This window comes from Priestia sp. FSL W8-0001 (assembly GCF_038050335.1).
Taxonomy (GTDB): Bacteria; Bacillota; Bacilli; order Bacillales; family Bacillaceae_H; genus Priestia; species Priestia flexa.
In genome coordinates, this window is the sequence record NZ_JBBPAL010000001.1 from 1,047,617 (window position 1) to 1,072,115 (window position 24,499).

At 39.0% G+C, this 24,499-nt stretch carries 21 protein-coding genes, 2 pseudogenes and 1 riboswitch; of the genes and pseudogenes, 16 read left to right on the forward strand and 7 right to left on the reverse strand.

The features are described from left to right. Positions 1-155 precede the first annotated feature (155 nt). Positions 156-1,586 (reverse strand): IS4 family transposase, encoded by a 1,431-nt coding sequence (locus MKZ18_RS05475; RefSeq protein WP_047933940.1) that lies wholly within the window; start codon positions 1,584-1,586, stop codon positions 156-158. A 541-nt stretch (positions 1,587-2,127) separates the two neighbouring features. On the opposite strand from MKZ18_RS05475, the gene MKZ18_RS05480 reads away from it, so the two are divergent. Both MKZ18_RS05480 and MKZ18_RS05485 read left to right on the forward strand, forming a co-directional pair. After that, entirely contained in the window at positions 2,128-3,288 is a 1,161-nt protein-coding gene (locus MKZ18_RS05480; RefSeq protein ID WP_340842871.1) for an MFS transporter, read from the forward strand. 47 nt (positions 3,289-3,335) lie between these two features. Continuing rightward, positions 3,336-4,465 (forward strand): IS3 family transposase gene (locus MKZ18_RS05485; RefSeq protein WP_318757758.1). Its coding sequence is split into 2 segments (ribosomal slippage): positions 3,336-3,615 and positions 3,615-4,465, totalling 1,131 coding nucleotides; the frame shifts between segments, so codons are not numbered across the junction. 225 nt (positions 4,466-4,690) lie between these two features. Here the strand turns inward: MKZ18_RS05485 and MKZ18_RS05490 are convergent. Together MKZ18_RS05490 and MKZ18_RS05495 are read right to left on the reverse strand one after the other, a co-directional pair. After that, positions 4,691-5,239 (reverse strand): TauD/TfdA family dioxygenase, encoded by a 549-nt coding sequence (locus MKZ18_RS05490; RefSeq protein ID WP_239428987.1) that lies wholly within the window; start codon positions 5,237-5,239, stop codon positions 4,691-4,693. Between the two features lie 97 nt (positions 5,240-5,336). Continuing rightward, positions 5,337-6,698, reverse strand: a complete 1,362-nt coding sequence (locus tag MKZ18_RS05495) for an IS4 family transposase (RefSeq protein ID WP_239428988.1) — start codon at positions 6,696-6,698, stop codon at positions 5,337-5,339. 191 nt (positions 6,699-6,889) lie between these two features. Between MKZ18_RS05495 and MKZ18_RS05500 the strand changes: the two genes are divergently transcribed. After that, positions 6,890-7,735 (forward strand): AraC family transcriptional regulator, encoded by an 846-nt coding sequence (locus MKZ18_RS05500; protein WP_239428989.1) that lies wholly within the window; start codon positions 6,890-6,892, stop codon positions 7,733-7,735. A 102-nt stretch (positions 7,736-7,837) separates the two neighbouring features. Here MKZ18_RS05500 and MKZ18_RS21045 read toward each other — a convergent pair whose 3' ends face one another. Continuing rightward, positions 7,838-7,966: an IS3 family transposase gene (locus MKZ18_RS21045; RefSeq protein WP_420910144.1), complete on the reverse strand. Its 129-nt coding sequence runs from the start codon at positions 7,964-7,966 to the stop codon at positions 7,838-7,840. Between MKZ18_RS21045 and MKZ18_RS05505 the strand changes: the two genes are divergently transcribed. The 3 genes from MKZ18_RS05505 (at position 7,960) to MKZ18_RS05515 (ending at position 9,900) form a co-directional block, all read left to right on the forward strand. Then, the gene (locus MKZ18_RS05505; RefSeq protein ID WP_340842870.1) at positions 7,960-8,442 is read left to right on the forward strand and encodes a GGDEF domain-containing protein; all 483 of its coding nucleotides are present in this window, start codon (positions 7,960-7,962) and stop codon (positions 8,440-8,442) included. The two genes, MKZ18_RS21045 and MKZ18_RS05505, sit on opposite strands and share 7 nt — an antisense overlap. A 68-nt stretch (positions 8,443-8,510) precedes the next feature. Then, a riboswitch (purine riboswitch) is annotated at positions 8,511-8,610 on the forward strand. A 45-nt stretch (positions 8,611-8,655) separates the two neighbouring features. Further along, entirely contained in the window at positions 8,656-9,591 is a 936-nt protein-coding gene (locus MKZ18_RS05510; protein WP_144594270.1) for a nucleoside hydrolase, read from the forward strand. Positions 9,592-9,765: 174 nt separating this feature from the next. Continuing rightward, the gene (locus tag MKZ18_RS05515; protein WP_076512530.1) at positions 9,766-9,900 is read left to right on the forward strand and encodes a YjcZ family sporulation protein; all 135 of its coding nucleotides are present in this window, start codon (positions 9,766-9,768) and stop codon (positions 9,898-9,900) included. 386 nt (positions 9,901-10,286) lie between these two features. On the opposite strand, the gene katA is transcribed toward MKZ18_RS05515, so the two are convergent. Both katA and MKZ18_RS05525 read right to left on the reverse strand, forming a co-directional pair. Then, positions 10,287-11,747 carry a catalase KatA gene (katA, locus tag MKZ18_RS05520; RefSeq protein WP_138117284.1) on the reverse strand — a complete coding sequence of 487 codons (1,461 nt, stop codon included), beginning with the start codon at positions 11,745-11,747 and terminating at the stop codon, positions 10,287-10,289. 188 nt (positions 11,748-11,935) lie between these two features. Continuing rightward, positions 11,936-12,229 (reverse strand): WXG100 family type VII secretion target, encoded by a 294-nt coding sequence (locus MKZ18_RS05525; protein ID WP_025909237.1) that lies wholly within the window; start codon positions 12,227-12,229, stop codon positions 11,936-11,938. A gap of 753 nt (positions 12,230-12,982) precedes the next feature. Between MKZ18_RS05525 and MKZ18_RS05530 the strand changes: the two genes are divergently transcribed. From MKZ18_RS05530 to MKZ18_RS05575, 10 genes and pseudogenes are all read left to right on the forward strand, one after another. Further along, positions 12,983-15,046, forward strand: coding sequence for a BglG family transcription antiterminator (locus tag MKZ18_RS05530; RefSeq protein ID WP_341344507.1), 2,064 nt, complete (start codon positions 12,983-12,985; stop codon positions 15,044-15,046). Beyond that, positions 15,047-15,313, forward strand: a complete 267-nt coding sequence (locus MKZ18_RS05535; RefSeq protein WP_062687283.1) for a PTS sugar transporter subunit IIB — start codon at positions 15,047-15,049, stop codon at positions 15,311-15,313. A 26-nt stretch (positions 15,314-15,339) separates the two neighbouring features. After that, positions 15,340-16,608, forward strand: a complete 1,269-nt coding sequence (locus MKZ18_RS05540; protein WP_076512525.1) for a PTS ascorbate transporter subunit IIC — start codon at positions 15,340-15,342, stop codon at positions 16,606-16,608. Positions 16,609-17,062: 454 nt separating this feature from the next. Next, positions 17,063-18,997, forward strand: coding sequence for a zinc ribbon domain-containing protein (locus tag MKZ18_RS05545; protein WP_340842868.1), 1,935 nt, complete (start codon positions 17,063-17,065; stop codon positions 18,995-18,997). A 34-nt stretch (positions 18,998-19,031) separates the two neighbouring features. Beyond that, positions 19,032-19,928 carry a DUF6574 domain-containing protein gene (locus MKZ18_RS05550; RefSeq protein WP_340842867.1) on the forward strand — a complete coding sequence of 299 codons (897 nt, stop codon included), beginning with the start codon at positions 19,032-19,034 and terminating at the stop codon, positions 19,926-19,928. Positions 19,929-19,998: 70 nt separating this feature from the next. Continuing rightward, positions 19,999-21,390 carry a zinc ribbon domain-containing protein gene (locus tag MKZ18_RS05555; protein ID WP_340842866.1) on the forward strand — a complete coding sequence of 464 codons (1,392 nt, stop codon included), beginning with the start codon at positions 19,999-20,001 and terminating at the stop codon, positions 21,388-21,390. 2 nt (positions 21,391-21,392) lie between these two features. Continuing rightward, a complete protein-coding gene (gene nagZ, locus MKZ18_RS05560; RefSeq protein WP_144594258.1) occupies positions 21,393-22,628 on the forward strand; it encodes a beta-N-acetylhexosaminidase in 1,236 nt (411 codons plus the stop codon). A 176-nt stretch (positions 22,629-22,804) separates the two neighbouring features. Beyond that, positions 22,805-23,236, forward strand: a pseudogene (locus tag MKZ18_RS05565) (PepSY domain-containing protein); the annotation flags it as partial. 146 nt (positions 23,237-23,382) lie between these two features. Next, the gene (locus MKZ18_RS05570) at positions 23,383-23,508 is read left to right on the forward strand and encodes a hypothetical protein (RefSeq protein ID WP_257788889.1); all 126 of its coding nucleotides are present in this window, start codon (positions 23,383-23,385) and stop codon (positions 23,506-23,508) included. Positions 23,509-23,728: 220 nt separating this feature from the next. Then, positions 23,729-23,845, forward strand: a pseudogene (locus MKZ18_RS05575) (GNAT family N-acetyltransferase); the annotation flags it as partial. A gap of 404 nt (positions 23,846-24,249) precedes the next feature. Here MKZ18_RS05575 and MKZ18_RS05580 read toward each other — a convergent pair. After that, positions 24,250-24,468 (reverse strand): hypothetical protein, encoded by a 219-nt coding sequence (locus tag MKZ18_RS05580; protein WP_025911774.1) that lies wholly within the window; start codon positions 24,466-24,468, stop codon positions 24,250-24,252. Between the last annotated feature and the right edge of the window lie 31 nt (positions 24,469-24,499).

Here is a 24,499-nt window from a genome sequence, read left to right on the forward strand (position 1 = left end):
ATCCATTGCGTTAGCTTGATGGGTATGGGGTACCACCACATACCCATCAAGCTAACGACAGAAACGATTAAAAATGTAATGATCCTTGTCCTAACATCGGTGAGTATCAGAAAAATCGGCATGACAAAGAAGCCTATGAAACTATCATTTTTTCGTTAGGCAACTTGTTGTTGTTTTACTGCTGTCTCATACACAATACCAAGAATGTCAAAAACGGTTTTTTTCTGATACCGATGACACTTACGCCCATTCTTTTTCAACAGGTGATACAGTCGTTGGAGAATCGTTACGAGTTCAGTCAGATCACCTGCCATTGCTGGAAATAGTAACGGAAAATAGTCCTTAATCATATAAATTGATTTGTATTCACTCAGCTCTTGTTTTCTCTTTTTCAACAGGATCTGCCGCATTTGAAACATGGTGGAAGAACAGAGAAGAATCCCGATGAGTTGCCCATATAAATGGCACTCTAGCCGTTCCTTTTTGATGGTTTTACATTCATCTATTTCGAAGAAGGACTTCCATGTTTTAAATAAAATTTCAATCTGCCAACGTAACGAATACAATGAATGCACATCGTTTGTCGGTACTTCTTTTGGTGGTGTGTTCGTAATATAAACGTTCATTCCCATCAGCTGTTTACTTTTATCCTTCATGACAATGCCTTTCTTTTTCTCACGTACAGCTTGGTTGTTTAAACGGGTTTTAGTTTGTTCGTTCGTTAGTCGGTGAATGATGACACGTGTCGGTAATTTTTGAATTTGACCAACATAAGCTTCTGAAAGTTCAATGGTCTCACCCGGTTCCAGTTCGTTCAAGATGTGTGCCATATTAAGCTGAATATATTCGCTCTGCTTTTTCAGTGTGCCGTTTTTGAAGTATTCTGGTTCAGGGTTTTTTACATAAATACGGGTATTTAGCTTTAATCGAGAGAGATAAAAGGCGCCTAATTCATGAATCGTTTGTAAATCTCGTAAATCAAAATAACCTAAATCACGTAAACAGAAATCGCCTGCTTTCACACTTTCAAGACAAGTTGTGCCATACGTTTTATCATTATCTTTTCCCGGTCCTAGCTGTACGTGTAAAAATTGCCCACTCAATAAGTCATATTCAAGCTGAATCTTTACACCTGCCGTATTACTGCTTCCTCCAGACCCTTGATAATCACTTACGAAGGCATCGGGTAGCTGAAACACTGTGGCATCTAAAATCCGAATACGGTTAAAAATCAAGAAGAGCGTTGACGATAGCGATTGTGTTGCACAAAGTTTCTGTGTGAGAAGTAAAGCAAACACCTCACGAAGAAACTGGACGGCTGCTGGATTAAACCGTTGATTCAATCCTTCCTGACTCATCAGGACACCTGTTGAAGCTTCTAGTCGACTACACAGTTGTGCAAGCGATGTGCGAGCGACTTCCTGGCTAAGCCACACGCAAAGAGCCATCAGTTCATTTGCTTGATACTTACTCGATCGTTTCACAAATCCCACTTTCTTAGCGATTTCTTGTAAGGCAATGGGAGACAAAGAGCGTTGTAATTCTTGTGCAAATAGGTGTAATTCTTCGGAAAACTGAACATCCATAAAAAAACGCCATCCTTTTCGAGTAGTTTACTAAAAAGAATAACGTTTTTTTCGTTTTGGGGAAAATCCATTGCGTTAGCTTGATGGGTATGGGGTACCACCAGCAAATCGGAAAAAAACCACCCTAAGCAAATTTCGACAAAAAACGAGCCGGATGTTACCCCGTTAAGAGTAAACTGACTCTTTAATATTTAAGGGACGTAAGGTATATGTAAATATGATATATGAACTACATAAAAAATCTATTTTTTAAACTACTCAGGATTAACCGCAACTTCATAATGTGTAAAAGATATGTTCTAAGGAAAGAAGAGTAAGCTTATCATCTTTTAAAAAGCTTGCAGATCTTTCGCATAATGTGCTTAGTATTGCTGTTGGTATCGTGTTAAAAGCAGTCTTCATAAAAGGTATAGAAAGAAAAGATCTTAATAGCTATTTGGCTATTAAATTACGCTCTAAATTAAAAAAGGCGTTCAAATTTATGATTGTCTTTGAGATGATAGTATAAAATTTACATATTCTAGAGAAAGAGGTGTATTAGGTGTTAAAAGTTAAATCAAACTCTGAAAAAGAGGGCTATAGATGGGTTATACTCATGATAGCTACGTTTGCGCAAACTTGTGCAACATTTGTGAACTATGGAATAGGTCCTTTAGCAACATTTTGTCGCGAAGTATATAATTTATCACAATTCCAAACAGGATTAATTGTGTCAGCTGTAAATGTTGGTCCTATATTCTCTATGTTGATATTCGGGAATATAATGGATAAACATGGAGAGAGATGGATTGTAGGGATAGGATCAATTTTTTTAGGTTTTAGCATGTTAATATTAATACCTATTAACGAATATGTATATCTATTGATTGTACTTCTCTTTGTTGGAATATGGTACGGAACCGCACAGCCAGGAGGAAGTAGTGCAATCATTCATTGGTTTCCTAAAAACAAAAATAGAGGCCTTGCAATGGGAATTCGCCAAACTGGAATACCACTTGGCGGTGCTTTAGCCTCAACGACTTTACCTTTTTTCTTTTATAATTATGGGTTATCTGCAGCTAAATTAACACAAGCTGTTGTAGCTATTATAGGAGGGCTAGTCTTTTTACTCTTCTATAAAGACCACGGAATGAATAAGCAAAGACAGCAGAGTTACAGCTTTTTTGAAAAAATTAATAAGATAAAAAGAAAGTCTAACCTTTATCCAGTCTTCTTTATTGGAATAAGTATGATTTCTTTACAACTAATAATATTAGCTCATTTAATGAGTTATTTAAGCAGTACATTAAATATTTCATTAAGTATATCTGGGATTTTTTTAAGTTTTGCTTTAATTGGTGGTGCCCTTGGGAGAATTTTATTGGCATGGATCAGTGATAATCTGTTTAATGGAGATAGAAGTAAGCCTCTACAATTTACAATACTACTCACCGTTTTTACTTTAATTATTTTTGTTTATATCTTGAATTATCTACCATTATGGGTAATTTATATACTTTGTTTTACTTTAGGCTTTTTAGGCGTTGGATGGTATAGCTTATTTATCGTGTTAATGTCTGAAAAAGCAGATAAAGACTTTATTGGGTTAACTGTTAGTTTTGGCTTAACTTTAAACCAATTCTTTATTGTGCTTGCACCATCATTATTTGGTTTATTAGTTGATTATTTTAACTGGATAGGCTACACTAAGTTGGACAGATAAAATAAGGGGATGTAAACTTAGACTATTAACTTAAGGAGCGTGCTACTATGACACGTCAACGTCGAACTTTTACACCCGAATTTAAACTGCAATTAGTGAAGCTTTATGAAAATGGCAAATCTCGCGCAGATATTGCCAGAGAATATGATATTACACCATCTGCTTTAGATCGTTGGATTAAAAACTATCTTGAATCTGGTTCATTCGCTGCGAAAGATAATCGAACAGAAGAAGAAAATGAACTTGCTCGATTACGTAAAGAAAACCAACGTTTACTGATGGAGAACGATATTTTAAAGCAAGCAGCGCTGATCATGGGACGAAAATAAATGTGATTCGTAACAATTCTCACAAATATTCAGTATCAGCAATGTGTGACGTCCTCAATATTCCAAAAAGTACTTATTATTATCATGCCGATGAAAGGAACGAATGCGCGAAGAAAGCTGAAGATAAAGAGCTTTCTAGAGAAATTATGCGTATTTTCAAAGAAAGCCGTAATAATTATGGCACACGAAAGATCAAAAAAGTATTAGCAAAATTACCTAAAGCCAAGCAAGTTTCACGTCGCCGAATTGGTCGATTAATGAACGAAATGGGTCTTGTTTCAAACTACACTGTGGCACAATTTAAACCACATCGATCAACTTGTAATGAAACTCCTGTTAAGAACGAATTACAACGCCAATTTACACAAGAAGCACCGTTAGCTGTCATAGTCAGCGATTTAACATACGTCCGTGTCGGAAAAAAGTGGCATTATGTATGCCTATTTGTCGACCTCTTTAATCGAGAAATCATTGGTCATAGTGCTGGTGTGAATAAGACAGCAGAGCTTGTGTATCAAGCCATTGCAAGCATCCAAGCGAATTTGAATGATGTCAAAATGTTTCATACAGACCGTGGGAAAGAGTTTGATAACAAGCTTATTTCAACGGCACTTGATACGTTTGGTATCAAACGATCACTGAGTATGAAAGGATGCCCTTATGACAACGCTGTAGCTGAAGCGACATTTAAGGTATTTAAGACAGAGTTCGCTAACGGAGCTCATTTCTCTTCCCTTGAACAACTAGCTCTTGAACTTAACGATTATGTGCATTGGTTCAATAACATTCGAATTCACGGAACATTGGCCTATTTAACGCCTGCTGAATTTAAACAACAGCCCTTATAATTTTTGTCCAGTTTAGTGTTGACATTCCAAACGGATACAAAATTCCTTTCTCTTTATTAATATTATTTATATCAATAGGGGGGATATGGCTTAATATTATGGAAAAGGCTAATAAATTCACAATGCAAAATAAAGCTCAAGATATGATGTGAAATTAGAGAAACTAAATGTTAACGCCGTAGAATGACCAAAGGTCAACCTACGGCGTTATTAACACTACATTCATTAGTTTAAAGCCAATTTAAAAACTCTCTCTTTAACAGGTTCTAGGGTACGATGATTCCATAGATCAGGCGCTATAAAAATACGTTGCAGCCAGCGAACAGGGTTACCTAACTCATCTAATGTGGGTTTAAAGGCATCCCTTGAATGGAATGTAAATCGATTATTAATGTATACGAGACGACCAGGAACAACATCAATCCCAAAAGAAACATTACGAATTGCATTTCTGAAGTTCTCCAATGCCTTGGCTGCTGATTCTGTAGTAGGGGCTACCATATCAGGATAAAATGCTGCTGTAACCTCAGGTAAATCAGCAGTTCCCGTTATAATTGGCGATGGACTTGTCTCTTGTAATTCCACCGGAGTCTCAATCCTCCAACGATAAGGAACTTTAATTCGATAGAGAGGTTGTTTTAATAAAATAATATCTTCTTCGGACAAAATGCTTAATGCTTTTCGTCCATCAGACAAGCGAGTGAGAGGTTTTTTAGGATCATTATTGACACCTGTGAGAAGTAATCCTGAAGGTGAAAAATTATTAGATCCCATAAACTTTAATGCAGCATTCTCAATATGAAAATCTAGCTCGAATTCCGAACCAAGTCCTGTATATTCTTTTTTGCTTTTAAGCTTGGTATTAAGTTACTCAAACTTCGCAGACTGAAATCGACAAATAAGCCTTGATATAGTTAGGCAGACCGTCAATCCATTGCTGTAGTTGACTTTTGATTATTTTTTGAATCGTTTTATTCGTCTTTTTTAAGGCATCTTCAAGAAGCTCGATTAATTGCTGTAATGCGACAGCCCAATCCAGTTCGTTCACTTCATCACATAGCTCATAAAAAATGCCACCTAGTGTTCGTTGATCGTTATGGCAACGATTCTGCCAGGACAAAACGATGTATCTCGAAAACACAATCGTTGTGTGGCTAATAAGTAAATCATATGACATGCCTTGAAATTCTTTTTGAAGGCGTAAGAGGGATTTAGTCGTCTTGAAAAAGACCTTAATATCCCAGCGCATACCATAAATACGGACGATTTCTTGTTCAGAAAGCGTACAATCCGTGCTGAGAATCGCAAGCCATTCGCTCTTTTTATTGCGGTTTTGAATAAATACGACTTTTACTTGAACGCCATTTGCCATGGTTGTTTGAATCGATCGCATGATGCCTTTCTTGCCAGAAACAGGTGCGGCAACCTTATATAGTTCCTTCAGAGATAGCTTTTTATTGTTCACCAAATAGCGTTGGTTCGTTGCCTTTACCATGCCAATGACGTCAAGACCGAGTTCAACGATTGATTGGATAAGAGGTTGTTGCGTAAACCACGTATCCAGTAACACATAGTCAGCCGATACACCTGCTTGTAATGCTCGTTCAAGCATACCTGGGATGACGGTTGGAGCAGATTCTAATGCTTCGACACGACGTTTATAGCCAGAAGAACGCTTATCAATATTCTCAGAAATTCCGTTGATTTGCGCCTTTTTTGAACTTAGTAATGTGAAGTCTAGTGGCATAAATGTAAAGCCATCGGACCAACCCAATGTAAGCATGCGAAATCCTTTATAAAAGCGTTTTGTTAAGGAGGAATGATCCATACAACGCGCAAGAAGCTCCACCTTTTTACTGCGGTTACGGTCGAACATAGAATCGTCTATGATGAATACCTTTGGACGTTTTGTATCCGTCAGCTGCTCCACCTTTTGAATGGCGTGCACACTTAAATACGTTAAAAAGCGACGCCATGCAAACTTGGAATGATTCAAGAAACGATAAACAGAATCTTTGGCAGGGTAACGGTCTCCCTTCTTTGAATTTAAAAGGGTGAACCAGCTCTTATGATGAAAGATTAAACAAAAAACAAGCTGAAACAAATAGGAAGTTGTAAAGCCAAACTTCTTCGTAATGCCAGCTTTACGAAGGTGCTTTACGATTTCTAATTCACGAAATACCGATTTTAATTCTTTTTGCAGTTGATTGTTTTGGTCATTATGCTCTATCATAATGGAAGCACCTCTTCTGTTTGGTAGTGTATTCTCGACAAATCCACTATACCAAAGAATGAGGTGTTTTTTGTATCTTAAAAAACTTTGTCAAGGTTTTTATTGAAATCATGAAGAACCTAATAGAGCCAACTATCGAATCTAATTATTTAGGTGCGAAGTTTGAGTAAATATTGAAAGGGAGTAAACTTATGGATTGGCTAGAAAGAATGAACAATGCGTTAAACTACATTGAAAATAGCCTGGATGAAGAAATAGACTACAAAGAGATTGCAAAAGCAGCTAATTGTTCTGAGTTTCATTTTTCGAGAATGTTCTCTTCAGTCTCAGGTGTATCGCTATCAGAATATATTAGACGTAGACGGTTAACACTTGCAGCATTTGAAATTCAAAAAAGTGATATTCGGATCATCGATGTGGCAATTAAATATGGTTATGTTTCTTCTGATACTTTCTCACGTGCTTTTCAAAAAATGCATGGAGTAACCCCTTCCACTGCTCGTAAAAAAGGGGTACAGTTAAAAGCTTTTCCGAGAATTTCCTTTCAAATTTCTATTAAAGGAGATACCGAGATGGACTACAGAATTGAAAACCTTGATTTTGAATTAAGAATTGTTGGAAAAAGCAAGCCAGTAAAAACAAGCAGAGCATTTCAAACAATCCCTACGCTTTGGAACAATGCCAACAAAGATGGATTTATGCAAGAACTAGTAGATATGTCATGGGAAAACCCAAAATGCACGCTTGAAAGCCTTCTGGGGGTTTGCGGAAAAGAAGCAGCCATCACAGATGAAGAGTTTTCCTATTTCATGGGCGTAAGATACGATGGTGAACCCCCCTCAAATATGGAGACGCTTATTCTTCCCGCAAGTACATGGGCAGTTTTTCCGAACATAGTAGATGCATGGAAACGATTATATTCCGAGTGGGTCCCTACCTCCGAGTACGAACTTGCAAATTTACCGTGTATAGAATGTTATTACGGGCCGAATCATAAACCAAGACATGAACTCTGGGTCCCTGTCATCCCTAAGTAATTTACATATTCAATAATAGAACTCTGTTTATGGTGAACAAAAAAGCCTTATTTCTCGATTAGGGACTGACCCCTGTTTTTGAGACAGGAATCAAAACACCTTTTAAACAACCCGTTTTCTGTATTGTACAGGAGACTGGTTGTTTAATTTTGTTTGAATACGGGCATGGTTATAATACGTAATATAGCTTTTGACGGTTTGCTCTATGATGGTAGTCGTAGTGTATGTCAACTCGTCAAGGTAGAACGTTCTTTGTTCGACAAGCAGAAAAAATGTTCATATCGCTCATGAAACGCGGCGGGGTAGCCGGAATTATTATGTTTGACATTGACTACTTCAAAACAGTCAATGATACGTACGGGCATGAAATGGGAGACGCCGTGTTAAGAAAAATCAGTGAAGTTGTTCAGAAAAACGTAAGACCAGCCGATATCATTGGACGCTACGGAGGGGAAGAGTTTATTGTTTACCTTCCAGCAACTGCTCTTTATGAGGCTCATAGCCTAGCAGCTCAACTTAGGGAAGCTATTCAGAACACAGCCGTTGAAGCTGATGGAGTGAAAATTCGTGTAACGGCAAGTTTTGGTGTTGCTGCTCTTGATATACAACTAGGAAACGCAGCGTGTACGTTAGATGAATTTGTGCGCAAGGCAGATCAAGCGCTATACACTGCAAAACGAAACGGTCGAAATTGTGTGGAGGTTTGATTCTAATTATAAAAGGTTGTTTTAGGTGAATTTTTAAGGTAAAATAGACTTTAAATACGAACAATTACACACAAAAAAATTTTATTTTTCGTATATCCTTAATGATATGGTTTAAGGGCAATACATAGAAACCACAAATTTCTTACTGCGAAAAATATGCTTCTTTAGCATATTTTTCGCAGTTTTTAGTGTACCTAGGAGGATGAAAAAGCGATGAAAAAGAAAGTATATTTTAACCATGATGCAGGAATTGATGATTTAGTATCTTTATTTTTACTGCTCCAAATGGATGATGTGGAGCTAACGGGTGTATCGGTTATCCCAGCGGACGGCTATCTCGAGGCTGGTATTAGCGCAAGTAGAAAAATCATCGATCGCTTCAGCAACCAGCGAGTTGAAGTCGCGCGTTCGACGTCAAGAGGAATGTATCCATTTCCAAAAGAATGGCGCATGCATACGTTTTTTGTTGACGCGCTTCCGATTTTAAATGAGTCAGGTCAAATGAAAGCGCCGGTCAGCAATCAGCCTGCTCATCGTCATTTAATTGAAAAAGTGCGCGCAGAACAAGAAAAAACAACGCTCCTATTTACAGGCCCACTGACAGACCTTTCCAGAGCGCTTGATGAAGCACCTGATATTGAAGAGAAAATTGAAAAGTTAGTGTGGATGGGCGGAACATTCCAAGAAGTAGGAAACGTTCAAGAGCCTGAGCACGACGGAACGGCGGAGTGGAATGCATTTTGGGATCCTGAAGCCGTAGCTCGCGTGTGGAAAAGCGGCTTAACGATTGAAATGGTGGCTCTTGAAAGTACCAATCAAGTACCATTAACGATTTCAGTTCGCAACTATTGGGCATCCCTTCGCCGCTATACGGGAGTGGATTTCGTGGGTCAGTGCTACGCTGCGTGCCCACCACTTGAACATTTTGAAACCAATTCCACGTACTATTTGTGGGATGTGTTAACAACCGCTTCCGTTGGTAAGCCAGATCTTGTGAAGATGAAAACAGTTTGCAGCGAGGTAGAAACGAAAGTTCCAAGCCAAGGAAGAACGTATGAAACAGTAGGGGGAAGACGGGTTCATGTCGTGTATGACGTTGATTCAGAAGCGTTTTTCCACTACATAACAGAGCTGTCTAAAAAGCAATAAATACATGCAAGATTGAGAAGTCCAAGCCGTCTGGTTTGGGCTTTTTCTTATATGCACAAGCCTATCAACCTAAAAGATGTTCGTGTAAAAGCAAAAGTTTACTTTGGATTTTTTAGGAGCATTTTTTGTATCGGTACATATGATGAGAGTATCAACAAGAGGAGGTGAGACAATATGTACGGTTACGGAAACTGCGGTTACGGTTGTGGTGGTTACGGCGGCGGAAGCGGCTTCGCTTTAATCATCGTCCTTTTCATTCTATTAGTTATTATCGGTTGCGCTTGTTGGGGATACAAAGGCGATTGCTAATAGCAAGTAAATGATTAGTACTTCAACAGTTAAGAGTATGCTCCTCTTCATTCTCCTATTGTAAAGGCCTTAAAGAAGCTAGCGCACCGCTAGCTTTTTTCCTGTTTGAATAAGCTGTTTTTTTTCTTTTTTAATCGTACACCGCAGCTGCATAATAACGTATGTTTTAATTGTTTGATTTCAGTCATACATACAGGGCACTGTTTGGCCATTGTTTTTTCATCCTTTCTAAAGCTGAAAATGACTGCCCACGCCAATTTGACGTGGGCAGTAGAGAAATAGATTAATTGAGAAATGAAAATAATAGTTGAGAATAGATAATCTGAATTTTCCTATTTACTTTTTTAAGTTAAAAGCTCTAATGCCTTTCATGAACTACCAGTCGCTTACGCTTTTAGGTTAGGGACTTCAAGCCCTAAGCCCCTTGCCACGCCCAAGCCGTATTCTGGGTCAGCTTTGTAGAAGTGAGCGATTTGACGAAGCTTAATTTCGTCTTTTTCAACGGGCTTCATCGCTTCTACGATGTTGTTTACTAAGCGTTCACGCTCTTCTGTTGACATTAAACGGTACAAGTCACCAGCTTGCGTGTAGTGGTCATTATGGTCATACGGTGCATTTTCTGCTACGCCGCTAACAGGGAAAGCTGTTTGCTTATGCTCAGGCGTTTCAGTTGGACCACCATAGCTGTTTGGCTCGTAGTAAACTGATCCACCACCGTTGCCATCAAAGCGCATTTGTCCATCACGCTGATAGTGGTGAACGTCTGATTTTGGACGGTTGATTGGCAGGTGATTATGGTTTACACCTACGCGGTAACGATGTGCATCTGCATAAGCAAATAGACGCCCTTGAAGCATTTTATCTGGAGATGCCTCGATACCAGGAACGAATGCGCCAGGTGAGAACGCTGCTTGTTCAACTTCTGCAAAATAATTTTCTGGGTTGCGATTCAACACCATGCGACCAACTTCAATTAATGGATAGTCTTTTTGAGACCATACTTTTGTTACGTCGAACGGATCGAAGCGGTATGTATCCGCATCTTCAACAGGCATGATTTGTACATATAGCTTCCAAGCAGGGAAGTCGCCTTTTTCAATCGCATTAAATAAATCTTCTGTATGATAATCTGGATTTTCACCAGCCAATTTTGCCGCAAGATCTGTTGGCAAGTTTTTCACACCTTGCTCTGTCTTGAAGTGATATTTCACCCAAACAGCTTCTCCTTCTTTATTTACCCATTTAAATGTATGGCTACCGAACCCATGCATGTGACGGAATGTTGCAGGGATTCCGCGGTCGGACATAAGGATTGTTACTTGATGAAGAGACTCAGGTGATAAAGACCAGAAGTCCCAAACTGCATTAGGATTTTTTAAATGCGTTTGTGGGTCTCTTTTTTGGGTATGAATAAAATCAGGGAACTTAATTGCGTCACGGATGAAAAATACCGGCGTGTTGTTACCAACTAAGTCGTAGTTTCCTTCTTCGGTATAAAACTTTACTGCAAAGCCGCGTGGGTCACGAACCGTGTCAGCTGAGCCACTTTCGCCAGCTACTGTTGAGAAGCGAATGAACATGGGTGTACGTTTTCCAACTTCAGATAAGAAGTCTGCTTTTGTATAAGCTGAAACGTCGTTTGTTACTTCGAAATAACCGTGTGCACCAGCACCTTTGGCATGAACAACACGCTCTGGTACGCGTTCGCGATTAAAGTGAGCTAGTTTTTCTAATAGATGAACGTCTTGAATTAACGTAGGGCCACGGTATCCCGCTGTCATCGAGTTTTGGTTATCACCAACAGGAGCACCCCAGCTAGTCGTCAATTTTTTGTTATTTTCAGTCATAAGATCACCTCGTAAAGTTTTAGTTGATAGTTTGATAATACCATATATCAGATAAAAATCAATATTTTTTTATAATAATTATAAATAACTGAAATTTTGCAATGTGTTTCCTATTTTCATGGGTATGGGCAAAGAGGGAAAAACATTAACAAAAAAAACGCCCTATCAAAAGATAGAGCATTTTTTTATTAGCCACGGATTTGGCTAGCGATTTGGTTGTCTGTGTCTTCAAGAACGTTCGCAGAGTCGTCAAGTTGCTTAGCGATTTTGTTAAGCAGGTTTGACATTTCAACGAATGATGGTTTTAATTCTTCGTATTGAGCGATGAATGCTTGGCTAGAAGAACCTTCCCACATATCTTGTAATTGGTTTCTCATAGTGTCAAGGCGACCTACTAGATCTTGTACTTGACCACTTTCGTTATTGTAGCGAGCTGCCATTTCACGAAGTTCAGCAGGCGTTACGCGAATGATTCCTGACATGGAAAAACATCTCCTTTAATATGTATTTTCATTTACTATTTTAAAAAAAAATTCCAGTAACAGTCAAAAGAAATTTGAAAAAATTAGCAAAAACGAATCAATAGTTCTAGATAATAGAAGTTTTTATGCTTATAAAGAACGATTAAACCTGGGTGTTTTGGTCTTTATTCCCACCGGTAAAGTAGGTCTAATGATTCTTAGATTGGAAGAAGTGTGTGCAGGAAGTAAGGGAGAACGCACGCAACGGGTCATGATTTTCACTCTGGCTTGCTCGCTTTCCGCAGGGCTCGGCCTGAGCTTCCTCGTAAACTGCGGGATCTCAGAACACTCGCTAGTCCTGCAGGAGTCTCGCATCCTCCGTTTCAATCATGGGCTATCTGGAATAGAAGGGAAAACAATTACTTCTATGTATTGTTTGAGTGTGGAAGAGGGGAGAACGCACGCAACGAGTCATGATTTTCACTCCGGATTGTTTGCTTTCCATGGGACTCGCGTTAAGCTAACCTCGTATGGGTCTCACACCTTTTCGCTCTTTGTTTTTGAAAGAGGAAAGAGGGTGCACAATATTCCATACTTGCCTTTTTAACTAGAGGTTTGACTACATCTTATTAAAAGAAGCAAAGCCCACACAAAAAGTTTGTTACAATAACGGCAGAGTATATTTGTGTGCAGTGGAGAGAACAAGAAAGGGTTTTAGAAAACGTTTTCTTTGCTGTGGTTATAGCGTATTGTAGAGATAAGGAGGAACACAACATGGTTTTAGATGAACGAAGCGCAGCGCTGTTGCAGAACTTGCAGCAGGTAAAAAGCTTAACGATGGCAGAACTTGAAGAAAAGACCAGTCTGACAAGAAGACAAGTTCAGTATGGGATGAAAAAAGCAAATGATTGGTTAGAAGCGCACGGCTATGAACCTATTCAGTTTGATCGAAAAGTAGGGTACTACTTGATTGCTAGTCTTCCAGTGAAAGATTTACAGGCAAAACTGACAAAGCAAAGCTACGTGTTTTCAGAGAGTGATCGTGAACAAGTTTTCTACCTAATGCTGCTTCTTAGTGAGGAAGAACTGTCCGTTTATCATTTTCAAAGTGCGGTAGGCGTTTCGCGAAATACCGTGTTGAAGGACCTTCAAAAATTAAAAAAGAAAGCCAAGAGCTATGGTCTAGATATTCACTATTCAAAAGTGAAAGGATATGTCATAAAAGGCGAGCATGAGTCGAAGCTTTATCTCCTTGAGCAAATCATTCATGAGCTTTTGCAAAACGGCAGCAGTCAGCCGGTTGTTACGTGCATTTGGGGAACGAAGCAAGCTCAGCTTGAACATATTCAAAGTGAGCTTGAAGGAGCGGAACATCAGCTTGGCGTGTCTTTTACAGATGAAAGGCTAGAGGAGCTATCGTTTTTATTTTTAGCACTAGACCAATTAATTTGTAAGGGTGACACCTTGCCATACCAAGAGAGTTGGCAACCTTTAATTGAAATAAATGAGTACAAGGTAGTCGAAGCATTAACAAATAGCCAGGTGTTCTCACCGGCTTGGAGCAAGGATGACAAGCTGTATGCAACGCTTCATTTACTTGGAATGAACCGAACAAAAGACGTTTCTCCTTTTCAAGAAAATGAACTGATTGAAACCTGCTTGCTTTCGGTTATTGATGAATTTGAGCACTTGTCTTGTATTGAAATGCAGGATAAAAAAGAGCTGTATCAGCAATTATTTGTTCACTTTAAGCCTGCGTATTATCGCATGAAGTATCAGCTTACGCCTGCTCATACGATGGTTGAGCGAATTAAGAACGTGTATCCAGAGCTATATCACTTAACGAATAAATCGCTTTGGCCGATGAGGAAAGAACTTGACTGCCCGATACCTGAAAGCGAAGTTGCTTATTTTACCGTTTATTTTGGCGGGTGGTTAAGAAGACAAGGAACAACGTTAGATGGTAGAAAGCGAGCAATCGTCGTTTGTCCAAACGGCGTAGGAATTAGTAATATCCTTATTTATACACTGCGCGAACTTTTTCCAGATCTTTTATTTTTGGACGCTTTGTCTGTTCGCGAGATGTCGACGTATTCATTAAGCTATGATCTTATCTTTTCAACCGTTCACTTACGAACGAACGCACTGCTGTTTGTCGTTCCACCGATTTTAGGCGTAGAGGATAAAGAAAAATTAAAGCAGCACGTCATGCAGGAACTGTACGGCTATACTTCCAATCATGTGGACTTAGAAGCGGTTATGAAGGTCATTGAAAGCTACGCGACAATTCATCAGCGTAAAGAGCTGCAGAGCGCGCTTCAGTGGCAGCTGCAGACGCACATGCAAAAAACAACGAAGTATTCATTAGAGGAGGTGGAAAAGCCTGTGCTTAAGGAATTATTGACGGCTGAAACGATTCAGCTGAAGCCAAGCGTTTCAAGTTGGCAAGAAAGTATTGAAGAAGCAGCCGCACCGCTTTTGAAGATTGGCGCCATTGAAAAAAGCTACGTGGAAGCTATGATTACTTCTATAGAAGAAACAGGACCTTATGTCGTTATTACGCCAAGGGTTGCGATTCCACATGCTCGTCCTGAACACGGAGTTCGCTCACTGTCTATGAGCTTATTAAAGTTAGATGAGCCAGTGGATTTTGGGGGAAACAAGCCGGTTCAAATTATCATTGTGCTGGCCGCAACGGATAATGAGTCACATTTAAAAGCGCTCGTTCAGCTAACGCAGCTTTTAGGTGAACCAAGTAATATTGAAGATATCATTGCTAGCTCAAGCGTTGAACATATTTTAACTTATATTAACCAATATTCAGAGGAGGAAATGTAAATGAAAATCATGGTTGTATGCGGAAATGGATTAGGAAGCAGCTTTATTATGGAGATGAACGTAAAGAAAGCGTTAACAGAGATGGGGAAAACAGCAGAGGTGGACCACACGGATTTAGCATCAGCAAAAACGGAAAAGGCCGATGTATTCATCGGAGCTGCTGATATTGTCGGTCAATTAAACGACGGTACGCGTCAAATCGTGACGTTGGAAAATATGATGAGCATTCCAGAAATCAAATCAAAGCTAGAGCCAATCGTTTCATAATTCCTGATCAATAAGGGGGTCAGACTATGTTAGACATTATTATGAAAGACATCTTAGGAACACCGTCTATTCTCGTTGGTTTGTTTGCGCTTGTTGGTTTACTTCTTCAGCGCAAGCAAACCGCGGACGTTGTGTCCGGTACGTTAAAAACCGTTATGGGCTTTATCATTATCGGAGCGGGAGCAACCGTGTTAACGGGATCGCTTGATATTTTCAGCAATATGTTTGATAAAGCTTTTAACGTGGCAGGCGTTATTCCAAATAACGAAGCGATTGTCGCGGCTGCTCAAAGTAAATTCGGCACATCCACCGCTTTAATTATGGTGTTTGGGATGATTGCTAATATTCTATTAGCAAAGTTCACTCGTTTCAAATATATTTTCTTAACCGGACATCACACGCTGTTCATGGCTTGCTTAATTGCAGCCACATTATCGATTGGTGGACTTCAAGGAGTTCCACTCGTGCTGATTGGATCCATACTTTTAGGTTTATGTATGGTATTATTCCCAGCTATCCTTCAGCCGTACGTGCGTCAAATTACGGGAAGTGACGATTTTGCCATCGGACACTTTGGAACAATCGGTTACTTCGTATCGGCGAAAGTCGGAAAATTAGTCGGGAACAAAGAAAGAACAACGGAACAAATCAAAGTCCCTCAATCTTTAGGTTTTTTGCGAGATACGTCCGTTGCGGTTTCACTGACGATGACGATTTTCTTCTTAGTTGTGGCACTGTTTGCCGGACAAGAGTACATTGAATCTACTTTATCCGGCGGATCAAACTTTATTGTGTTTTCATTCATTCAAGCTATTACGTTTGCAGCAGGTGTGTACATCATTTTAGCCGGAGTTCGCATGCTGATTGCTGAAATCGTTCCGGCGTTTAAAGGGATTGCGGATAAGGTTGCGCCTGACACGAAGCCAGCGCTTGACTGTCCAACGGTCTTTCCATTCGCACCAAATGCAGTGATCATTGGGTTTTTATTCAGTTTTATTGCAGGGTTATTATCCATGTTCTTCTTACCTCTACTAGGTTTAAAAGTCATCGTACCAGGTCTCGTGCCGCACTTTTTCACAGGTGCAGCAGCCGGTGTATTCGGGAATGCAACGGGTGGTCGTAGAGGGGCGATGGCAGGAGCGTTCTGTAACGGTTTAATCATCAGCTTCATTCCAGCTCTTCTATTAGTATTTATGGGAGACGTTGGATTTGAAGGAACAACCTTTGGTGACTCTGACTTTGGTGTCGTTGGAATCCTGATTTTAATGATTATGAAACTATTGGGATTATCTTAACTAAAAAAAGAGACTGAGACATAAGTAGTTCAGTCTCTACTATACCTGAACGATTGAGAGTTTCTCACTTTTAATCGTTCAGGTTTTTTTGTTGATTGTGAAAACAATGTTGGAACCAGGGTGGAATGGAGCGTAGGACACTCGACTCCTGCGGGAAAGAGAGGGAAAACGGAGATCCCGCAGCGCAGCGAGGAAGCTCAGGTTCCTCCCCGCGGAAAGCGAGTGGCCGTAGCGCAATGGAACGAACGTGTTGAGACAAATCAAAGAGATGGGAACAGCTAGTGTTCGTCTTTTAAGATTAAAAAGTTGTTGACTTGGATGTGATTGTTAAAAATAGAAAATTAATGGTTAAAAGTTAGAGAAACCTACCGATATAAAGAACTGTGGATAAATGATGGGTGTTTTTTTATGATTCTTTTTACTTATTTTATATTTAAAAAAGGAGGTTATGCGTGTGGCATTTTGTAAAGAATGCGGAACAAACCAACAAGAAGGAGCACAGTTTTGTCAAAACTGTGGAGAACCGTTTGAGCAACAGTTAGCTCAGCCCACAGAGCAAACGGTAACCACAAATTCACGACATACACAAAAGTCACCAATGACGAAAAAGAAAAAGGCGTTAATTATCTCAGTTAGTGCTGCTATCGTAGTATTATTCGGTGGGTATCAGTACGGAAAAGCAGCCACTGATAAAGATAAAATAATTGATCGCTTTGAAACGGCTCTTATTGAACAAGATGAAAAAGAGGTTGCTAGTTTTCTAACATCTACAGATCCAAGTTCGAAGATTGGAGAAAAGGATGTCAAAGGCTTTGTAAGCTACTTTAAGAAAAACCCTGATGAACGAAAAGACGTTATTAAGTTTTTAAAGAGACAGTCAGCATCAATGGATGGCTCAGCTGTGAGCGTATTAAGTAATGAGCTAGAAGATAGTCCTATTAGGCTAAATAAAGGTGGTAAAACAGCTCTTATCTTTGATAAGTATTCAGTTCAAGTGGACCCTGTATATGTCGACATTAGCACTAATTACAAAAATACGGAATTATACATAAATGGTAAAAAGATTGATACGGCAACATCGGATGATTTTAAAGACACATACGGTCCTTATTTGCCTGGTACTTATAAAATTGAAGGTAAATTAAAAGCTGATTTTGTGGACTTAGTAGCTAAAAAAAACGTAGAGCTTACTAATACAGTGGATACAGAAAACGTTAACCTTTCATTAGACGGCTCGGATGTTACGGTGTATACCGGAATTGAAGATGCAGAGATTTCGTCTAACGTATTGATTGATGGAAAAGACGTTGGCGTAGATTTAGCAAAAAAAGATACGTTTGGTCCAGTGCTAACAGAAGGTTCTATGAAGCTACAAGTAAAAGCTAAGCTTCCTTGGGGAGAAGCTACGACTGCTAATCACGCAATTGATGGGTCAGAAGTGTACGTGAACTTTGGCACCGATAAAAAAACACAAGATGCGCTGATTGATACGATTGTGAGTTCAACAAAAGGGTGGTTAAGTGCATACACGGCTCAAGACCCAAGTAAAGCTGTAAATGTAACCGCAAATCACTTAGCAGATTTAAAAGAAAACATTAGCTATGATCAAGATATTAGTCGTCTGTATAAAAACAAGTATATTGGCACGACGTTTAATTTAGATGATATGGATATTCGATATGAAGATGGAGACTGGACGGCTACCGTATATGGGCTTCAAGAATACGAAGAGGCTTATTACTACCAAGGTGACATTCCAGAAATGAGCAAGCAAAACACCTTTATGGAATACACGCTAATTTATGATGAAAAACAAGAAAAGTGGTTAGTTCATAACGCTTCTAGCACATACGGTGAGTTATCGAAAAAAGTGAAAGAAGTCATGGAAGATAAGCCAAAAACGTATCAAACAAGCGCTAGCTCATCATCAAAGAAAGATAGTGAAACAAGCGAAGAAGTAGAGACAGCAGAGACTGTGAATGAAAGTTCGGAAGACGAAAGTGAAGAAGGACAAGCAAACTATTCATCTGACGAAATTGGTTCGTTTATGGCCAACTATATGGACGCAACAATTTCTTCTATTAATAACGAAGATTTCTCTATCGCATCACCTTATATTGACCCCAATGGTCCAAAGTATAAAGAACAAAAAGATTACACAGCGTATCTAAATGAAAAAGGAATTACGGAAGAGCTACATACGTTTGATGTGAAAAACGTAAAAGATCTAGGAGACGGTCTATACGAAGTCTCTACATATGAAGAGTATACAATTTCATATGCTGATGGAACTAGTAAACAAGCAAACTTCAATACGGTTCATCAAGTAAAAGATAGTGACGGAGAACTAGGTGTTTACAAGCTTGTTAAAACGACTGAAACAAATTAAAAGTAGCATAACATCTAGAGGGAGGATTTTATAAATGCAATGTTTAAACTGTGGTCATCACAACGATGGCGGAAAATTTTGCGTAAAGTGTGGAAAAAAATTAGAAGCAGTGGCTGCTCAGCAAGCAGCAGCAGGAGTAGAGGCTGTGCCAACTCAGCAGCCAGCTCAACAACAACCAATACCGAACTATTCACAACAACAAGTGCCACAACAACCGAATCAACATGTAGAAAACGCAAAGAAAATTTCAAAGCTGTACATCGGTTACTTTATGCAAGGCTTAAAAAACCCAACTGCAACGGCTCAAGGAGTACGTGGAGAACAGTTTATTAATGGTCTTATTACAATGATTCTTTTTGCTATCAGCATACCGCTAATGATTTATCTTGGAATTGATTCCATCTTAGATAAAGTGCTTAATAAATTTTCAGTTCTACTATTGCCTTTGCTAGGCTCAGATTTTATAGATCTAAGAGAAGATTTGAAGAATGTAGTTAAGTTGGATTTCACGGATATTGTTATTATTAATGGACTTATTTCTATGTTATGTATTGGTGCAATTGTTCTTGTAACTTTTGGAGCTGTTAAGCTAGCAAAGGTTAATGTTTCTATTCAAGATGTCTTTGCACGTTTTGGTGCATTTTTAATTGCCCCAACAGCGGTGATGCTTGTGGGTGTAGTATTCGCTTTATTAAAGATTTCACTATTTTCATATATCTTAGGTTTTGGAATCCTAGGATTATTTCTAACAGTAGCATTTACAATTTTAAGCTTTAAGCACAGTGACTCAAATGGCTTAGATAGTGTCTATGGTACGCTACTTACTTATATCGTTATGGCAATTTTACTTGTACTTTTTGGACGACACTTAATTGAAGCCGTTGTTTCTAGTCTGGGTTCTAATATGCAGGATACGTTTGGTGACTGGTAACACATTAGAGTAAATCGTAGAAAAAGCATCGTGGCTAGACGGTGCTTTTTCATGTGAAGGAGAATAAAAGATGAGTTATTGTAATAATTGCGGTTATAAAATGAATGAAGAACAAACGTTTTGTCCCGAATGCGGAGAAGTTGTGAATCCTTCCAAAACAGCTACTACTGAAAGTGCACCCCCTGTTCAGAAGAAAGTAATGGGATTAAAAGCAAAAGTTATCACAGCTACTGTTGTGGCTTTAGGTGCGATAGCATTTGGAGGGTTCTACATTGTTGATAAAAAGGTTATGTCACCAACTGCCATTTCAGATACATTCATAGAAGCTGTTCAACATAAAGACATCAAAACGGTTAAAAAGTTTGTGAATGAAGGTCAGATTGAATTAAAAGCTAGTGATCAGCAAGTTGAGCAGTTTGTTAAATATGTACATGACAATCCAAAAATGCTGACAGAAATGTCAAAAGGGTTAAAAAAGGATGCAGATGTATATGAAAATCGTGTGCAAATGGCAACAGGTGATGAAGCTACCTCTTCACACGTTCAAATCGAATCTAACGGCAAGAAATGGGTCTTATTCGATCATTACACGATTCGTGTTCAGCCTGCGTATGCGGAAGTCACGTCTAACTTGGAAAAAGCAGATGTTTACATTGATAATCAAAAAGTAGATACTATCAAAAATGCAGATGAATCCCAAACAGTTGGACCATTTTTACCTGGAGAACACGAAATGAAATTGTCTACAAAAGGTGATTATGGAACCGTTGAAATGAAACAAACGATTGAGTCAACGGATAGCGATGAAGAAATAAGTGTTGACTTTGATTGGGGAGATCATTACGTTTCGTTATACTCTGATTACTTTGATGGAACTGTATTCGTAAACGGTAAGAGTACAGGTAAAACGGTTGAAGAGCTTGAATACATTGGTCCGGTTAATTTAGATGGATCAGTGGAAGTACATGCAGAACGAAAATTTGGTTCGAAAACGAAGAAAACACCAGCTATTACTCTTGAAGGTGACATTGTGGAAGCAGAACTTTATTTTAGCATGAGTGATGATTTCGACGACGTAAGTACGGAAGTTGATGCCTCTGACTCTATCGACGAAGAGACAGATATTGAAGATGCCGTTCGTTCTCACTACAATTATATTACATCGGATAGCTTTGCATCAGCACATGACCTGTTCTCATCAAGCCGAAAGTCAAAAGTAGATTTAAGCGACTGGAAAAAAGGGCTACAAGCAAATATCTCGGATAATGTAACGAACATTGAAGTTCTTGATGTAGATGGAAATGAAGCGAGAGCTTACGTTGAAATGACATCTTATGATGATAATAATGACGGAACACACCTTGTACAAGAGTGGGAAGGGTATTGGAGCCTTGTGAAGGAAGACGGAGAATGGAAGTTAGATAGCGCTGATCTTGAAAAGGTAGATTCGAGGGTAGAGTAATAATGAAAAAAAAGTACACAGCATTTTTTCTACTTATACTTATTATCGCTGCAGGTGTATTTCTAGCCTTCAGCTTTTCCAATGAAAAAGCTAAACCAGTAGTACAAAATGAAATAGATCATAAAATAAAGAAAGCAAGTTCAGAAGCTATTTCTAAAGAAACATTTAATGAACAAAGTGAAATTGAACAACTTGTAGCTGATATGACCATAGACGAAAAGATTGGTCAGATGATGGTCGTTGGGTTCCAAAGTAGTGAATTGGATGAGCATGCGAAAAAAATGATTGAAGATTACCATGTTGGAGGGATTATTTTATTTGACCGCAACATGGACAATCCAAAGCAGGTTGCTACGCTCAACCAAAATCTACAGAAACTTGCTCTAGAGCAAGAGCATCAAATTCCGCTAATTATTAGTGTGGACCAAGAAGGTGGTCAAATTGTGCGCATGAAGGAAAAGGTATCTCCTATTCCTTCGCAGCAAGAGCTTGGCAAGCAAAGTGACGAAAATAAAGTATATGAATCTGCTTATCATAACGCACAAGAACTCAACGCAATGGGGTTCAACGTGAATTTCGCCCCAGTCTTAGATTTGTCTGAAACCGATACAAGATCTTTTGGTACAGATCCACAAAAAGCAGCGGTATTTAGCAAACAAGTGATAAAAGGATTTCATGATGGAAATATAACAGGAGCACTTAAGCATTTTCCAGGCCATGGACGAACGACAGTTGACCCGCATGTGGAAACTTCAGCTGTAAAAGTCAGTTCTGAAGAGCTTGAAAACCAAGACATCTATCCATTTGCAAATATGATTGATACCGTGGATTATAATCAATTCTTTGTGATGGTTACCCATGTAAAGTACCCAGCTTATGATAAAGAAAACCCAGCGAGCGTTTCACCCATTATTATTAATGATTTGCTAAGGGAGAAGCTTGGCTATCAAGGACTTGTTGTGACCGATGATTTAGAAATGGGCGCTGTAAACAAATACTTTACGTATGGGGATTTAGGTGCAAAAGCCGTCGGAGCAGGCGTAGATTTACTGCTTGTGTGTCATACGTTTGAAAATCAAGAAAAAGTGTTTCGAGGAATCAAAAATGCAGTTGAGGCTGGTCAAATTTCCGAGGAGCGATTAGATGAAGCAGTTAAGCGAATTTTGAGTTATAAACAACAGGCAATGAATCGAGAAATCGCAAACCCACAAAAAGCAGAGCAGCTTGTTGGGAAGTAACCAAAGAAGAAGTCAGGCCAAATTCGGCCTGACTTCATTTTTTTCTCACAACTTTATGCTATATATGTAAGTACAAAAGAGAGAAAGGGAAAAGGGGTAGGGAAGAAAAAGTGAGGGCTAGTGAAGATTCGAAGAAGTCGATGTATAAAACAATTTGGAGGTAGCATTTTTATGCGGGGATTTTGATTGCGCCGTTTCTTGTTGTGTTAGCGATTACGGGCGGCATTTATTTGTTTAAACCGCAAATTGAACAGTCTTTATACGATGAATATTATACGGTAGAAGCACAGGGTGAGAAGGTGACAGCAGCGCAACAAACGATTCGAGAAGGAAACGTATGGCGAGGTGAAGTCGCGAATCGAAATAAAAATGGTCAAATTTACTGGGGATATAAAACCGTGGTTCCATTGAAAAACATTGAAGGTGACATTGTGGAGTATATTGCTGTGCATACGGATATTACTGAGCGTAAGCGTATGGAAAAACAGCTTGAGTTTGAAGCGTTCCACGATGGACTAACGAGGCTTCCGAACCGTGAAATGCTTTACCAAAACTTAAACAACTTGATAGAAAAAGGAACATCAGGGCTTGTGTTGCTTTTTTTTTAGGCTAATGCTGTCGAATGAGATGAACATGTCAAGTTTTATATCTTTATAGGAACTTTTGTAGAAAGCATTTCCCTTTTCTGTTAAAACCTTCATAATGAATTTAAACAACTAAATAAACGGAAAAAACGGTGAAGGGAGAAAGGAAGATGAAGGAAAAGAATGAGTTAACGTTAGAGGATTTTATTACAGAGGATCAATTTGATTTAGAGATATATTTAGACTATCTTTTAAAGCAGTCGCGCTATCAGCCACCGGTTGAATCAGTAGGTTGAAAGGGACAGGTTATTAAAAAAGCAGATGAGTAGTAAAGAAAATGGTGAAAAATAGTTATCTACGTTATCATTAGTCTGAATATTTAAAATAAAAGTAGTTTGGTAAAAGAGGCGTTCATTATGACAACTACGTATATCGTTATCTCAGCAGTGAAACAGGAGGGAACGTCTGCCTAAATGTGTGCGTTCCCTTATTATGAAGGGGGAACAAATGGATGAAGTCGGCTATCACCCAAACAATGAAAGAGCACAAGAGCTCTACGCATCGCTTGGGTTTACGGATGAAGGAAACCGCTTTGGAAGAGAGATGGCGGTTGTAAAATATATGGAAAGTTAGAAATTAAAAGAGGAGTTGGGTACCCGCCCAGCTCCTTTGCTATTGTTACACATAAATTGAATCAGAAGATTAAACATAAGAAAAAGAGTTTGGGATATAACAAAATGATGGCTTCTAAAAGACGAACACTAGCTGTTCCCATCTCTTTGGTTTGTCTGAACTCATTCGTTCCATTGCGCTACGGTCACTCGCTTTCCGCGGGGAGGAACATGAGCTTCCTCGCTGCGCTTTGGGATCTCAGTTTTCCCTCTCTTTCCCGCAGGAGTCGAGTGTCCTACGCTCCATTCCACCCTGTTTCCAACATTGTTTTCACAATCAACCAAAAAACCTGAACGATTAAAAGTGAGAAACTCTCAATCGTTCAGGTATAGTAGAGGCTGAATTACTTATGTCTCAGTCTCTTTCTACAGCATAATCGCCGCTAATATAATGAGTCCAAGCGTAACGGCGTTAATACTCATTTTAAATTTGTCGCCTTTTTTAATAGCTAAGAACAGTTCAAATGCGATAATAATTGCCAGGATGACTAGCGCAATCCATAGCGGTAAGTTAAAGAAATAAACGCTTAAAATAATGACGGCGTAAATAATGCTTAAAAACATGCTTTTCTTTGCTTCAGTCATAAGAAAGCTCCTTAGTGGTTATGTATAATAG